Source organism: Streptomyces sp. NPDC006384 (genome assembly GCF_042870695.1).
Taxonomy (GTDB): domain Bacteria; phylum Actinomycetota; class Actinomycetes; order Streptomycetales; family Streptomycetaceae; genus Streptomyces.
In genome coordinates this window covers 169,131-183,593 of sequence record NZ_JBIAHR010000017.1, presented here as the reverse complement: position 1 = coordinate 183,593, position 14,463 = coordinate 169,131, and the positions used below count along the sequence as shown (strand labels likewise).

At 70.3% G+C, this 14,463-nt stretch carries 13 protein-coding genes; 3 read left to right on the top strand and 10 right to left on the bottom strand.

Features of this window, described 5'->3' with window-relative positions:
- Positions 1-254: 254 nt before the first annotated feature.
- From ACFYOJ_RS23645 to thyX, 3 genes are all read right to left on the bottom strand, one after another.
- A complete protein-coding gene (locus ACFYOJ_RS23645; protein ID WP_356553551.1) occupies positions 255-1,940 on the bottom strand; it encodes a ribonuclease J in 1,686 nt (561 codons plus the stop codon).
- A gap of 160 nt (positions 1,941-2,100) precedes the next feature.
- Entirely contained in the window at positions 2,101-3,000 is a 900-nt protein-coding gene (gene dapA / locus ACFYOJ_RS23640) for a 4-hydroxy-tetrahydrodipicolinate synthase (protein ID WP_356553553.1), read from the bottom strand.
- A gap of 211 nt (positions 3,001-3,211) precedes the next feature.
- On the bottom strand, positions 3,212-3,952 hold the full coding sequence (thyX, locus tag ACFYOJ_RS23635) for an FAD-dependent thymidylate synthase (RefSeq protein WP_356553555.1): 741 nt from the start codon (positions 3,950-3,952) through the stop codon (positions 3,212-3,214).
- Positions 3,953-4,142: 190 nt separating this feature from the next.
- Here thyX and ACFYOJ_RS23630 point away from each other — a divergent pair, with 190 nt between their 5' ends.
- Positions 4,143-4,385 (top strand): hypothetical protein, encoded by a 243-nt coding sequence (locus ACFYOJ_RS23630; RefSeq protein ID WP_356553557.1) that lies wholly within the window; start codon positions 4,143-4,145, stop codon positions 4,383-4,385.
- 111 nt (positions 4,386-4,496) lie between these two features.
- Complete coding sequence (locus tag ACFYOJ_RS23625; RefSeq protein WP_356553559.1) at positions 4,497-5,051, top strand: hypothetical protein; 555 nt, start codon at positions 4,497-4,499, stop codon at positions 5,049-5,051.
- A gap of 73 nt (positions 5,052-5,124) precedes the next feature.
- Here the strand turns inward: ACFYOJ_RS23625 and ACFYOJ_RS23620 are convergent, their stop codons facing one another.
- The 5 genes from ACFYOJ_RS23620 to rpsO form a co-directional block, all read right to left on the bottom strand.
- Entirely contained in the window at positions 5,125-5,580 is a 456-nt protein-coding gene (locus ACFYOJ_RS23620) for a tetratricopeptide repeat protein (RefSeq protein ID WP_356553561.1), read from the bottom strand.
- Positions 5,581-5,638: 58 nt separating this feature from the next.
- Positions 5,639-6,391, bottom strand: a complete 753-nt coding sequence (dapB, locus tag ACFYOJ_RS23615) for a 4-hydroxy-tetrahydrodipicolinate reductase (protein WP_356553563.1) — start codon at positions 6,389-6,391, stop codon at positions 5,639-5,641.
- A 35-nt stretch (positions 6,392-6,426) separates the two neighbouring features.
- Positions 6,427-7,806: a pitrilysin family protein gene (locus tag ACFYOJ_RS23610; RefSeq protein ID WP_356553564.1), complete on the bottom strand. Its 1,380-nt coding sequence runs from the start codon at positions 7,804-7,806 to the stop codon at positions 6,427-6,429.
- A complete protein-coding gene (locus ACFYOJ_RS23605) occupies positions 7,803-10,022 on the bottom strand; it encodes a polyribonucleotide nucleotidyltransferase (protein ID WP_356553566.1) in 2,220 nt (739 codons plus the stop codon). The genes ACFYOJ_RS23610 and ACFYOJ_RS23605 overlap by 4 nt, the downstream gene beginning before the upstream one ends.
- Positions 10,023-10,352: 330 nt before the next feature.
- Complete coding sequence (gene rpsO, locus ACFYOJ_RS23600) at positions 10,353-10,640, bottom strand: 30S ribosomal protein S15 (RefSeq protein ID WP_006130415.1); 288 nt, start codon at positions 10,638-10,640, stop codon at positions 10,353-10,355.
- Positions 10,641-10,944: 304 nt separating this feature from the next.
- On the opposite strand from rpsO, the gene ACFYOJ_RS23595 reads away from it, so the two are divergent.
- The gene (locus ACFYOJ_RS23595; RefSeq protein ID WP_356553568.1) at positions 10,945-11,259 is read left to right on the top strand and encodes a DUF397 domain-containing protein; all 315 of its coding nucleotides are present in this window, start codon (positions 10,945-10,947) and stop codon (positions 11,257-11,259) included.
- A gap of 13 nt (positions 11,260-11,272) precedes the next feature.
- Here ACFYOJ_RS23595 and ACFYOJ_RS23590 read toward each other — a convergent pair whose 3' ends face one another.
- Together ACFYOJ_RS23590 and eccD are read right to left on the bottom strand one after the other, a co-directional pair.
- Complete coding sequence (locus tag ACFYOJ_RS23590) at positions 11,273-12,787, bottom strand: PQQ-binding-like beta-propeller repeat protein (RefSeq protein ID WP_356553570.1); 1,515 nt, start codon at positions 12,785-12,787, stop codon at positions 11,273-11,275.
- A gap of 162 nt (positions 12,788-12,949) precedes the next feature.
- Entirely contained in the window at positions 12,950-14,458 is a 1,509-nt protein-coding gene (gene eccD, locus ACFYOJ_RS23585) for a type VII secretion integral membrane protein EccD (protein ID WP_388597720.1), read from the bottom strand.
- Positions 14,459-14,463: the final 5 nt, after the last annotated feature.

Below are 14,463 nucleotides of genomic sequence, written 5' to 3'. Positions count from 1 at the left end.
CGACTCTATCAGATCCTTTTCCGATCCGATTTCCTCGGTGCTTTCCAGGTTCCCGCTTCCGCGTTTCCCTTTCCGGCGGTTCCGACTTTATCAGAGATTCTGAGTCGGTATTTCCACCCTCTCGGGGCGACTCCGATCCACGAAGTGGTCGGGTGCCCGTCCGAGCGGAGTTGTAAACGTACTGGAGCGGGGCGCCCCGATGCAAATCGGTGCGCCCCGCTCCGGGTTCGCGCGGCCGTAGGGCCGACGGTCCGTCAGACCTCCACGACCACCGGGAGGATCATCGGCCGGCGCCGGTACTTGTCCGAGACCCACTTGCCGAGGGTGCGGCGCACCAGCTGCTGGAGCTGGTGCGGTTCGACGACCCCGTCCTGTGCCGAACGCTCCAGTGACTCCGTGATCCGGGGCAGGACATCGGCGAAGGCCGCGTCCTCGATGCCCGAACCACGTGCCTGGACATGAGGGCCACCGGTGATCTTGCCGGTGGACGAGTCGATGACCACGAAGACCGAGATGATGCCCTCGTCGCCGAGGATCTTGCGGTCCTTGAGGGCCGGCTCGCCGACGTCACCGACGGACAGGCCGTCGACGTACACGTATCCGGCCTGGACCTTGCCGGTGATCTTCGCCTTGCCCTCGACGAGGTCGACGACGACGCCGTCCTCTGCGATGACGATGCGGTCGTGCGGGACGCCGGTGAGGGCGCCGAGTTCGGCGTTGGCCCGCAGGTGGCGCCATTCGCCGTGGACCGGCATCAGGTTCTTCGGGCGGCAGATGTTGTAGAAGTACAGCAGCTCGCCGGCCGAGGCGTGGCCCGAGACGTGGACCTTGGCGTTGCCCTTGTGGACGACGTTGGCGCCCCATCTGGTCAGGCCGTTGATCACGCGGTAGACCGCGTTCTCGTTGCCCGGGATGAGGGAGGAGGCCAGGATCACCGTGTCGCCCTCGACGATGCGGATCTGGTGGTCCCGGTTGGCCATGCGGGACAGCGCGGCCATCGGTTCGCCCTGGGAGCCCGTGCAGACAAGGACGACCTCGCTGTCCGGCAGGTCGTCGAGGGTCTTGACGTCCACGACCAGGCCCGGCGGGATCTTCAGGTAGCCGAGGTCACGGGCGATGCCCATGTTGCGGACCATGGAGCGGCCGACGAAGGCGACCCGGCGGCCGTACTCGTACGCGGCGTCCAGGATCTGCTGGATGCGGTGCACGTGGCTGGCGAAGCTCGCCACGATGATGCGCTTGCGGGCGCCGGCGAAGACCTGGCGCAGGACGTTGGAGATGTCGCGCTCGGGCGGGACGAAGCCCGGGACCTCGGCGTTCGTCGAGTCGGCGAGGAGAAGGTCGATGCCCTCCTCGCTGAGACGTGCGAAGGCGTGCAGGTCCGTGAGGCGGTTGTCCAGCGGAAGCTGGTCCATCTTGAAGTCGCCGGTGTGGACGACCATGCCCGCCGGGGTGCGGATGGCGACGGCCAGCGCGTCCGGGATGGAGTGGTTGACGGCGATGAACTCGCAGTCGAAGGGGCCGACCCGCTCGCGGTTCCCCTCCACCACCTCGAGGGTGTACGGGCGGATGCGGTGCTCCTGGAGCTTGGCCTCGATCAGGGCGAGGGTCAGCTTGGAGCCGATCAGCGGGATGTCCGGCTTCTCGCGGAGGAGATAGGGGACACCGCCGATGTGGTCCTCGTGGCCGTGCGTGAGGACGATGCCCTCGATGTCGTCGAGGCGGTCCCGGATGGACGAGAAGTCCGGCAGGATCAGGTCGATCCCGGGCTGCTCCTCCTCGGGGAAGAGCACGCCGCAGTCGACAATCAGCAGGCGGCCGCCGTACTCGAAGACCGTCATGTTGCGGCCGATCTCGCCGAGGCCTCCCAGCGGGGTGACCCGGAGGCCGCCTGCGGGGAGCGCCGGGGGACGGCCCAGTTCAGGATGCGGATGACTCAAAAGACTCTCCTCAACCACACGCGCCACGTACCGGTGGGCACGTGGCGCGCGTGACGTTCGTGCAGAAGCAGTTGTTGGTGGGATGCAGGCACCGGTGGCCTGCGTATTCAGTTGTGAAGCCGTTGTGGCACCTGGCGGTGCGGTGGTGCGAAGTCCGTTGTCAGAGCTGTACCCCGCCGGCCGCAAGATCGATCTTGAGCTGCTCGGTTTCCTCCGCGGTCAGCTCGACCATGGGGGCGCGCAGCGGTCCCGCGGGCAGTCCCTGCAGGGCCAGCGCGGCCTTGGTGGTCATGACGCCCTGGGTGCGGAACATGCCGGTGAAGACCGGGAGGAGCTTCTGGTGGATCTCCAGTGCCTTCTGCACGTCACCCGCGACGAAGGCGTCCACCATGGCGCGCAGCTCCGGGGTGGCGACGTGGCCGACGACCGAGACGAAGCCGACGGCGCCGACCGAGAGCAGCGGCAGGTTGAGCATGTCGTCGCCGGAGTACCAGGCGAGGCCGGAGCGGGCGATGGCCCAGCTGGCGCGGCCGAGGTCGCCCTTGGCGTCCTTGTTGGCGACGATCCGCGGGTGCTCCGCGAGACGGACCAGCGTCTCGGTGTTGATCGGGACGCCACTGCGGCCGGGGATGTCGTAGAGCATGACGGGCAGCTCGGTGGTGTCGGCGATGGCCGTGAAGTGGCGGTACAGGCCCTCCTGCGGGGGCTTGTTGTAGTACGGCGTGACCAGCAGGAGGCCGTGGGCGCCGGCGCGTTCGGCGGTGCGGGCCAGCTCGATGCTGTGCTGGGTGTTGTTCGTGCCGACTCCGGCGACGACGTGGGCCCGGTCGCCGACGGCCTCCAGGACGGCTCGTACGAGGTCCGCTTTCTCCGCGTCGCTGGTGGTGGGGGACTCGCCGGTGGTCCCGTTGACGATCAGGCCGTCGTTGCCTGCGTCCACCAGGTGGGCGGCGAGCCGCTGCGCGCCGTCGAGGTCGAGTGCGCCGTCCGCCGTGAAGGGCGTGACCATGGCGGTGAGGACCCGCCCGAAGGGGGTCTGCGGAGTGGAGGTCGGAGCCATGGGTTACACGCTACTCGTTGCTCAGAGCGGGGTCTGCCCTTGGGGGAGTCGGCAGGCCGGGAAGGGGTGGAGCCCGGCACTGCCTGCTCGGGGGTTCAAGCAGTGCCGGGTCCCTTTGATCAGGCTAGATGAACTTCTCCAAACGTCGCAATCGGGACACTTCGGGCGACTGATGCGCACATCTGTACCTGACCGGGGCGGCGGGAGCGCGTTACGGCGCCACGCGCCCATTGGCGTTGAAGGCGGCATAGGTGAGCGGCATGAGCCGGGCCCACTCCTGTTCCATCTTCTCGCCGACCATCTCGATCTCCCGCTGCGGGAAGGACGGCACCTTCGCCAGCTCGTGCTGGGTGCGCAGGCCGAGGAAGTGCATCAGCGAGCGCGCGTTGCAGGTGGCGTACATCGAGGAGTACAGGCCGACGGGGAGCACCGAGCGGGCCACCTCGCGGGCGACGCCGGCGGCGAGCATCTCCTGGTACGTGCGGTAGGCCTGGCGGTAGGAGTCCTCCATGGAGCAGCTGACCAGGTCGTGCTGTTCGGGGGTGCCCTCGACGAAGACGTACTTGCCCGGGCGGCCCTGCTGGACCAGCTTGCGCTCGGCGCCCGGCACGTAGAAGACCGGCTGGAGCTCCCGGTAGCGGCCGGATTCCTCGTTGTAGGACCAGCCGACGCGGTGCCGCATGAACTCGCGGAAGACGAAGATCGGGGCGCTGATGAAGAAGGTCATCGAGTTGTGCTCGAACGGGCTGCCGTGCCGGTCCCGCATCAGGTAGTTGATCAGACCCTTCGAGCGCTCCGGGTCCTTCTGCAGCTCGTCCAGGGACTGCTCCCCGACGGTCGAGACGCGGGCGGCGAACAGCACGTCGGAGTCGGTCGCGCTGCTCTTGACCAGTTCGACGGTGACGTCGCTGCGGAGGTCGATCTTGAAATCGTCGGCGGGGGTGTCGGTCACGGGTGGAGGGCCTTCCCAATCTTGTCGCTTGGCGAGGCCACTCTACGGCCCGCCAAACGGGGCGTTCACGGCCGTGCCGCGATGAAGTCGGCGAAATTGGGCACCTGCGGGGGAGTTCGTTCGTCTGTATGAGTAGCAGCTGCACGAGTAGCAGCGATCCGCTTGATCCCTGAAGGGAGACGCACCTCCGATGATCCGCCGGCGTGAACCCGTGCCGTTCGCCTTCGTCGCCGAAGCCGACAGGTTCCGCAGCAATGTCACTCCTCCGCCCCGTGAGCGGGCGTCCTTCGGCCAGTTGGCCGGACGCTGGCTGCTGGGGCTCACCGTGGTCGCCGGGATCGTGGGATCCCTGGTGATCGGGATGCCCGCGCTCTCGGCCGACCAGCCCTCACCGCAGCAGCAGCAGCAGTCTCAGGCGTCCGACGGGCGCTGAGGCGGCGCCCGGCCGGGCCTGACGCCATCCGGGCCCCGGTTGTGGTGACCGCGGACACAGATCGGTAGCCTCACCGGGCACAGCACACGATGGAACGAGTGAGGACCAGCCGTGCCCCTGCCCTTCCTGACGGCCGACCGCGCCTTCGACGCGTCCGAGGACGTCGCGCTCCCCTACGACGACCGTGACCAGTGGCGTCGGCCCTACCGGCCGGGACCGTGGCGTGTGGGGGCGGCGGCACTGGTGCTGCTGCTCGCCTCGTTCGTCCTGTTCGCCGCGGTCGTCATCGCGGCGACGGGCTCGCTGTCCTCGGCCTCGGTGGTCTTCGTCGTCGCGCTCGTCATGATCGTCTGCGCCCTGCGGCTGCTGCGCATGGGCGTGTGGGTGAGCGCGCGCGGGGTGCGTCATGTGGGCTTCCTCGTGACCCGCACGGTGGCCTGGCAGCAGGTCGCCGGCGTGCGGACGGCGCAGCAGCCGGTGCGCTGGCTGGGCCTGCCGCGCGCGGTGCAGGGGCAGGCGCTGCTCCTCGTCCGGCAGGGCCGGGCCGGGGAGAGCGCGCTCACGTTGATGACCACCCATGACGCCGACTTCCTCGCCCGGCCGGAGGCCTTCGACCGGGCGGCCGACACCGTGGAGGCGTGGGCCGACGAGTACCGGCACGGCTGAGCGGGAGAGTGGAAAAGGCCGGTGGCCCGGTTCCGTGGACATGGAACCGGGCCACCGGCCTTTTCGGGGTGTCTCAGACCGTTCTGGCCCGCTGGTGGTCGTGCAGGGCGATCGCGCGCTGCATCGCCTTGCGGGCCCGCGGGGTGTCGCGGGCGTCCTGGTAGGCGACGGCGAGCCGGAACCAGCTGCGCCAGTCGTCGGGGGCATCCTCGGTCTCGGCCTTGCGGCGGGCGAAGACCTCGTCGGCCGAGTCGCGGTCGATGCGGCCGCTCGGGGTGCGCTTCAGCTCGTCGACGGGCAGTCCGCCCTCGGCGTCGAGCTCGGCGGCGAGCTGGTTGGCGCGGCGGACGAACTGGGTGTTCTTCCACAGGAACCACACCCCGATCACCGGCAGGATCAGCACCGCCACGCCGAGGGTGACAGTGACGGGGGTGCCGGCGTCGATGAGCATCACGCCGCGGCTGCCGACCAGGACGAAGTAGAAGACCAGGACGGCGGCCGTGATGACGTAGGAGATCTTCGCGCGCATGGCTGTCAGGGGCTCGGTTCCGGGATCGGTGGGGCTGGGGCGGGGACGGCGGCCGGGTTCAGCCCAGGTCCAGGAAGTGCTCCAGGCCGAAGGTGAGGCCGGGAGTGGTCACCACCCGGCGGGCGCCCAGCAGGATGCCCGGCATGAAGCTGCTGTGGTGCAGGGAGTCGTGCCGGACGGTGAGGGTCTCGCCCTCGCCGCCGAGCAGGACCTCCTGGTGGGCGAGCAGGCCGCGCAGGCGGACCGCGTGGACCGGGACTCCGTCCACGTCCGCGCCGCGGGCACCGTCGAGGGCGGTGGCAGTGGCGTCGGGCGCCGGAGCGACGCCTGCCTTCTGCCGGGCCTCGGCGATGAGCTGCGCGGTGCGCGTGGCGGTGCCGCTGGGGGCGTCCACCTTGTTCGGGTGGTGCAGCTCGACGACCTCGACGGACTCGAAGTACGGCGCGGCGATCTGCGCGAACTTCATGGTCAGCACGGCCCCGATGGAGAAGTTGGGCGCGATGAGCACGCCCGTCTCCGGGGAGGCGCCGAGCCAGCCCCTCAGCTGTGCGAGGCGCTCGTCGGTCCAGCCGGTGGTGCCGACGACGGCGTGGATGCCGTGGCGCACGCAGAACTCGAGGTTGTCCATGACGGACGCCGGGGTGGTCAGCTCGACCGCGACCTCGGCGCCGCTGTCGGTCAGCGCCTCCAGGCTGTCGCCGCGGCCGAGGGCGGCGACCAGTTCCATGTCCTCGGCGGCCTCGACCGCCCGCACGGCCTCGGAGCCGATCCGGCCCTTGGCGCCGAGGACTGCCACGCGCAGCTTGCTCATGTTGTGTTCGCTTCCTTACCGAGAGACCGGGAGTGTCAGGCGACGGCGTCGTGCAGCCGGGACGCCTGCTTGTCCTTCAGCGGGCCGATGACCGACAGGGACGGCCGCCGTCCCAGGACGTCGCGGGCGACGGCGCGGACGTCGTCCGGCGTGACCGAGGCTATCCGGGCCAGCATGTCGTCGACGGACATCTGCTCGCCCCAGCACAGTTCGCTCTTGCCGATACGGTTCATCAGCGCACCGGTGTCCTCGAGACCGAGGACGGTGGAGCCCTGGAGCTGGCCGACGGCGCGGCCGATCTCGTCGTCGGACAGCCCGTTCTCGGCGACGTGGTCGAGCTCGTCGCGGCAGATCTTCAGCACGTCGTGCACCTGGGAGGGCCTGCAGCCCGCGTACACGCCGAACAGGCCGCAGTCGGCGAAGCCCGAGGTGTACGAGTACACGCTGTAGGCCAGGCCGCGCTTCTCGCGGACCTCCTGGAACAGGCGGGAGGACATGCCGCCGCCGAGAGCGGTGTTGAGGACGCCCATGGCCCAGCGGCGCTCGTCGGTGCGGGCCAGGCCCGGCATGCCGAGGATGACGTGCGCCTGCTCGGTCTTGCGGCCGACCAGCTCGACGCGGCCGGCGGTGCGGATGGTGCGCCGGCCCTCGCGCGGGGCGATGGGCTCGGCCTGCGGGTCCTTGAGGGCGCCGGCCTTCTCGAAGGCGGCGCGGACCTGGCGTACGACCTTGTTGTGGTCGATGTTGCCGGCGGCGGCGACGACCAGGTGGGTCGGGTCGTAGTGCTTCTTGTAGAAGCGGCGGATGCGGTCGGCGGTGAGGGCGTTGACCGTGTCGACCGTGCCGAGGACGGGGCGGCCCAGCGCGTTGTCGCCGAACATGGTGTGCGCGAACAGGTCGTGCACGCAGTCGCCGGGGTCGTCCTCGGTCATCGCGATCTCTTCGAGGATGGCGCCGCGCTCGACGTCGACGTCCTCCTCGCGGATCAGGGAGCCGGTCAGCATGTCGCAGACGACGTCGATGGCGAGCGGCAGGTCGGTGTCGAGCACGCGTGCGTAGTAGCACGTGTACTCCTTCGCCGTGAACGCGTTCATCTCGCCGCCGACCGCGTCGATGGCGGAGGAGATGTCCAGGGCGCTGCGCCGCCGGGTGCCCTTGAAGAGCAGGTGCTCCAGGTAGTGGGTGGCGCCGTTCAGGGCCGGGGTCTCGTCGCGGGAGCCGACGTGGGCCCAGATGCCGAAGGTCGCCGAGCGGACCGAGGGCAGGGTCTCGGTGACGATGCGCAGGCCGCCCGGGAGGGTGGTCTTGCGGACCGTGCCGATGCCGTGCTCGCCCTTGATCAGGGTTTGGGTACGGGCGACGGCCCGCGCCTCCGAGGAGGTGCGGGCCGTCGCCTTGGAGCTACGGGACGTCACTGGTCGGCGTCGTCCTTCTGCGTCTCGTCGCCCTCTTCGCCCTCGATGACGGGGATCAGGGAGAGCTTGCCGCGGGAGTCGATCTCGGCGATCTCGACCTGGACCTTCTGGCCCACGCCGAGGACGTCCTCGACGTTCTCCACGCGCTTGCCGCCGGCGAGCTTGCGGATCTGCGAGATGTGCAGCAGACCGTCCTTGCCGGGCAGCAGGGAGACGAACGCGCCGAAGGTCGTCGTCTTCACGACGGTGCCCAGGTAGCGCTCGCCGACCTCGGGCATCGTCGGGTTGGCGATGCCGTTGATCGTGGCGCGGGCGGCCTCGGCGGCCGGGCCGTCGGCGGCACCGATGTAGATCGTGCCGTCGTCCTCGATCGTGATCTCGGCGCCCGTGTCCTCCTGGATCTGGTTGATCATCTTGCCCTTGGGGCCGATGACCTCACCGATCTTGTCGACGGGGATCTTCACGGTGATGATCCGCGGCGCGTTCGGGGACATCTCGTCCGGCTTGTCGATCGCTTCCATCATCACGTCGAGGATGTGGAGGCGGGCGTCGCGGGCCTGCTTGAGGGCCGCGGCCAGGACGGAGGCGGGGATGCCGTCCAGCTTGGTGTCGAGCTGGAGGGCGGTCACGAACTCCTTGGTGCCGGCGACCTTGAAGTCCATGTCGCCGAAGGCGTCCTCCGCACCGAGGATGTCGGTGAGGGCGACGTAGTGCGTCTCGCCGTTGATCTCCTGGGAGATCAGGCCCATGGCGATACCGGCGACGGGGGCCTTCAGCGGCACACCGGCGTTCAGCAGCGACATGGTGGAGGCGCAGACCGATCCCATGGACGTCGAGCCGTTGGAGCCGAGGGCCTCGGACACCTGGCGGATCGCGTAGGGGAACTCCTCGCGCGTCGGCAGCACCGGCACGATGGCGCGCTCGGCGAGGGCGCCGTGGCCGATCTCGCGGCGCTTGGGGGAGCCGACGCGGCCGGTCTCGCCGACGGAGTACGGCGGGAAGTTGTAGTTGTGCATGTAGCGCTTGCGGGTCACCGGGGAGAGGGTGTCCAGCTGCTGTTCCATGCGGAGCATGTTGAGGGTGGTGACGCCCAGGATCTGGGTCTCGCCACGCTCGAACAGGGCGGAGCCGTGGACCCGCGGGATGGCCTCGACCTCGGCGGCCAGGGTGCGGATGTCGGTGACACCGCGGCCGTCGATGCGGGTCTTCTCCTTGATGACGCGCTCGCGGACCAGGGACTTGGTCAGCGCGCGGTACGCGGCGGAGATCTCCTTCTCCCGGCCCTCGAACTGGGGCAGGAGCTTCTCGGCGGCGAGCCCCTTGACGCGGTCCAGCTCGGCCTCGCGCTCCTGCTTGCCGGCGATGGTGAGCGCCTGGGCCAGCTCGGGCTTGACCGCGGCGGTCAGCGCCTCCAGGACGTCGTCCTGGTAGTCGAGGAAGATCGGGAACTCGCCGGTCGGCTTGGCGGCCTTGGCGGCGAGGTCGGCCTGGGCGCGGCACAGCACCTTGATGAAGGGCTTCGCGGCCTCGAGACCGGCGGCGACGACCTCCTCGGTGGGCGCCTCGGCGCCGCCCTCGATCAGCTTGATCGTCTTTTCGGTGGCCTCGGCCTCGACCATCATGATCGCGACGTCGCCGTCCTCCAGGACGCGGCCCGCGACGACCATGTCGAAGACGGCGTCCTCGAGCTCGGTGTGCGTCGGGAAGGCGACCCACTGGCCGCGGATCAGCGCGACGCGGACGCCGCCGATCGGGCCGGAGAAGGGCAGGCCGGCCAGCTGCGTCGACGCGGAGGCGGCGTTGATCGCCACGACGTCGTACAGGTGGTCGGGGTTGAGCGCCATGATCGTGGCGACGACCTGGATCTCGTTGCGCAGGCCCTTCTTGAAGGACGGGCGCAGCGGGCGGTCGATGAGGCGGCAGGTGAGGACGGCGTCCTCGGACGGCCGGCCCTCGCGGCGGAAGAAGCTGCCGGGGATCTTGCCGGCGGCGTACATCCGCTCCTCGACGTCCACCGTGAGGGGGAAGAAGTCGAGCTGGTCCTTGGGGTTCTTGGAGGCGCTGGTGGCCGACAGCACCATGGTGTCGTCGTCCAGGTAGGCCACGGCGGAGCCGGCGGCCTGCTTGGCCAGGCGGCCCGTCTCGAAGCGGATGGTGCGGGTGCCGAACGCGCCGTTGTCGATCACGGCTTCGGCGTAGTGGGTCTCGTTCTCCACTAGTGTTTTCTCCTCGTCCTCGTCCCTCCTCGCCCGTGTGGCGGGGGGACGGTGGCGGAGAAGCGCTCCGTCCTGTGCGGGCCGGTCTTCGATCGAAGCACCCGGGGCTCTTCCCCCGGGGGCCACTACCGAGGACCGGCGGCCGGCGGCGAGGCGCGCTTCTCCTCGTTTCGTTCGGTGTGCGTGGGGTTCCCCGCCCTTGCGGGTGCCCCTCACGCTGTCTCGTACGTCCTGTGCTGTGCTACCACACTACAAAGCGGCGGTGACACCTTGCACATACAGCAAAGGGAGCGGCCCCCGAACGATGGGAACCGCTCCCTCCACGGCGTCTTACTTGGCGCCCGCCGCACCGCGGCGGATGCCGAGGCGCTCGACCAGCGCACGGAAGCGCTGGATGTCCTTCTTGGCGAGGTACTGCAGCAGCCGGCGGCGCTGACCGACCAGGATCAGCAGGCCACGGCGCGAGTGGTGGTCGTGCTTGTGCGTCTTGAGGTGCTCCGTCAGGTCGGAGATCCGACGGGACAGCAGCGCGACCTGGACCTCGGGGGAGCCGGTGTCGCCCTCCTTGGTACCGAACTCGGAGATGATCTGCTTCTTGACGGCGGCGTCGAGCGACACGCGTACTCCTCTTTGGTCTGTGACTGGCCTTCGAGTGCCCCCGGTCTGCGTCTCGGGGGATCTTCCGTGACTCGGAAGGCGGGGATCCGCTGGGCGCGGCCTCCAGGGCGCTGGGCTCCGGGGGCGCGTACACGAACGGCCGTCACACAGCGTACCAGCCTGCGCGGACGGCACGGTCCGCGGGCTCCGCGGGACCGTCGTCACTCTCGCCGGTAGGTACATCGGCAAACCGCTGAGCTGGGACAACCCCGGGAAGTAAGGTGGCCGCCGCACCCCGTAGGCACCGCAGGAAGGACGAGCCCCGATGGCCGACACCGAGAACGCCGGGACCCCTGAGAACGCCGAGAACGCCGAGCTGAAGGCGCGCAAGGAGCGGGAGAGGGACGAGCTGTACTCCCTCGACATCTCCGGCGTCGAATGGCACAGCGCGCCCGGCACCGAGGAGCACGAGGAGCGGGTCGAGATCGCCTACCTCCCCGCCGGCGCCGTGGCCATGCGCTCGTCGCTCGACCCGGACACCGTGCTGCGGTACACGGAGGCCGAGTGGCGCGCGTTCGTGCTGGGGGCGCGGGACGGGGAGTTCGACCTGGAGCCGGCGCCGGAGGGCGGGGCGGGATGAGGCGGGAGGGGCCTCAGGGCTTCTTCGCGGTGTCGCTGCCGATGCCGAGGACGAGGTAGATCCACTCCTTCTCGCTGCCGCTGGGGCCGTTCGCGGCCCTGGCGCCGAAGAAGATCCGCCCGTTCTGGACGAGGATGTCGTTGACGTCCGGTGTCGTGAGCGTGTAGGCCTCGACCGGCAGGCCGAAGTAGAGGTAGGGAGTCTCCTCGCCCGTCTCGGGATCCAGGCTGACGAGCGCGTTCGGTGTGATGTGGTCCTCGCTGCTGCGCAGGGCGAGCAGCCGGTCGCCGCTCATCCGCAGGGGGTAGAGCAGCGCGCCGGGGCCCGAGTCGAACTTGGTCGTGGTGTTCCCGGTCGCCAGGTCGAAGCCGATGACCCAGTTGGAGACCGCCTTCTCCGGCTGGTCCTTGCTGCGCAGGAAGGCCTGCCCCGCGCCGACGGCGATGGTCGGGCAGTAGTCGACGACGAGGTAGTCGCCGGTGAAGCACTCGCCGACGTAGGTTCCGTCGCCCAGCCGGACGGTGGACCGGTACTTGCCCTTGTCGTCCAGGGAGATGAGTTCGGTGAGTCCGATCTCGCCGGCGGCCACGGCGACGACGGCCGGCTCGGTGGACGGCACGCTGAGGTCGCGGATCCCCTTGGGGGCCGTGTACGACCACAGGGTGCGGCCCGTGGCCGGGTCGACCTTGCGCACGTTGTAGGTGACGCCCTGCCAGTACGCGCCGGGCGGTGTCTCTTCGGCGCTCCAGCACTTCTCCCGGACGACGAGCGCCCGTCCGCCGGCGGCACCCATGTCCTGGCAGCGGCCGGCGACCGTGGTGCTCCAGCGCTTCGTCCCCTTGTCCATGTCGTACCCGATGGTGCCGCCTCCCCAGGTCACGGCGACGACGCCGCGGGTCAGGGTCACGCTCGGCCGGTCCTGGACGTCGGCGTCCTTTGGGGCGTCCTGCGAGCGGCCCGCGCCGGAGACGGGGAAGTCGTGCTCCCAGACCTTGCGGCCTTCGTCGAGGTCGACGAAGGCGACGCGGTTGCACAGGGCGTCCTCCTCGTTGCTCTCTCCGAAGAGGACGGCCGTGCGGTTGTCCCCGCTCACGTGGCGTGTGTAGCCGCAGATCTGTCCGCCGAGCGGGATCTTCCACGCCTCGTCGCCGACCTCGGCGTCCGTGCCGATGCGGAAGCCGGCCACCGTGCCCTTGATGCCCTTGGCGAGGATCTTGTCGGTGGCCCACATGCCCGGCATCTCGTTGTGCTCGCCGGGGACCATCTCGTCCTCGGAGAACCGGAAGGCCATCTCGCCGGTGATGTCGGCGGGGCGCTTCTCGACCGTCTCGCGCACGTCGAGCCGGCCCTGGGCGGCGGGCGGCTCGGCCGGACGGTGGTCCGTCTCGTCCCCGTCGCGCCACAGCAGCCAGCCGCCCGTGCCGACGGCCGCCACCAGAATCACGGCCAGCAGCCCCAGCAGCACCCGGCGCCGGGTGCCTCGGCCGGGCGGCGTGGGCGGGGCCATGGGGGTGGTCGGCGGTTGCATGGACGGGGGCGGGCCGAAGCTCACACGAGTGCCTTTCCGCTGGGAGTCGGGAGTGTGGTGCCGGGCCGGGACGCTCCGGCCGGGACCGGCCGTCCGGCGCGGAAGGGCCGCGGTTCCGGTCCCTGGTGACGGGCGCGGCCCGTCATGGGCGTTTCCTGCGGGTCAGCCCGTCATCGACCGCACGGTCGTGTACACGTCGAAGACGGCGAGTGCCAGTGGTACCAGTGTCAGCAGGACGAAGCCCTCGGCGATCTCCAGGAAGCGGCCCCAGAAGGGCGTGAGCCCGCTGCGTGCGGCCACCAGGCCGATGGTGGTGATCAGGGCGGCGGCCAGCGCGACGGCGGCCACCAGCCAGATCGTGCGGATGTCGAGGCCGGTCCGGTCCCCCTCCAGCGCGTCCTTGAGCAGGGCGTGCGGCGGATCGAGTGCCAGCCCGAGCCCGAGCGCGACCAGGGAGCCCAGTCCCGCGGCGAGGAGGGGGGCGACCTGTGCGGTGTAGCGGAACAGCTGCGCGCGCATCAGCAGGGCGATTCCGGTGGCCAGTGCCAGCAGTTGTGCCCAGACGCCGTCGGAGAAGCCGAGCACCAGGGCGGAGCCGGCCGCGAGCAGCGCGCAGCCGCCCACGAGGCCGACGAGGAGTTCGTGGCCGCGGCGGGTCTGGGCCTCGATGCGTTCGGCGTCGACCGGTTCGTGGGGCTCGGGTTCGGTGCCGTATCCGCTGCGCGGTGCGCTGTTCGGTGCCTCGAAGCCGATGGGCAGGCGCGCGAAGCGCAGGGACATGCCGGGCAGGAAGGCCAGGGCGCCGACGGCGACGGGCGTGCACAGGGCGGCGATCTCGGCCGGCTCCCAGTCTCTGAGGAGTGCCGCGAACGTGGCGAGCAGGGTGACGCCGGACGCGGTCGCGAAGGCGACGAACGGACCGTCGCCGCGCGGGGAGCACAGGGCGAGGATCACCGAGGCCACCAGGACGGCCGCGGCGGCGAGCAGGAACTGGAGCTTGCCGATGCCCTGCCCTTCGGAGAGCGAGAGCAGACCGGAGCCCGCCACGCCCACGTTGGGCAGCGCGCCGAGGCCGAGCGCGATGGCGGCGGCCCGGTCGTCGTAGACGCGGGCGCGGACACAGCCGAGGACGACGAGGAGAGCCCCCGCGATGCCCGCGAGGATGCCGGGCAGGCCGTGCATGTCGTGTCGCGGGTCGGCGCTCCAGGCGACGAACGCGAGCAGCGCGGGGAGTACGCCGCCGCCGACGAGGCCGGCGGCGCGCGTGAGCTCTCCGTGCCACAGGGAACGGTCCCGGGTCACCGCGGAGGCGACCGCTTCGGAGACGTCGTCGAAGACGGCCGGCGGCAGTGATTCGGCGAAGGGGCGCAGAGTGAGGAGTTCACCGTCGACGATGCGCTGGGCCGCGAAGGAACGGGCGCTGTCGAGCACGGTGCCGTCGCGCCGGACGAGGTGGTAGCCGACGGGGGCGCCCTCGGCGGCGGTCTGCCGGGAGAGCCGGAGGATCTCCGGGTAGATGTCGGCGACCGGTATGTCGTCGGGCAGCGCCACGTCGATCCGGCTGTCGGGCGCGACGATGGTGACCCGGCAGAAGCCGAGGCCCGTCACCGCCCCCGAAGGAGCTGCCTGTCCCGGTCCGCCCGTACCGGCGGCCGCTGTGGAGGCCGTCATGCTCA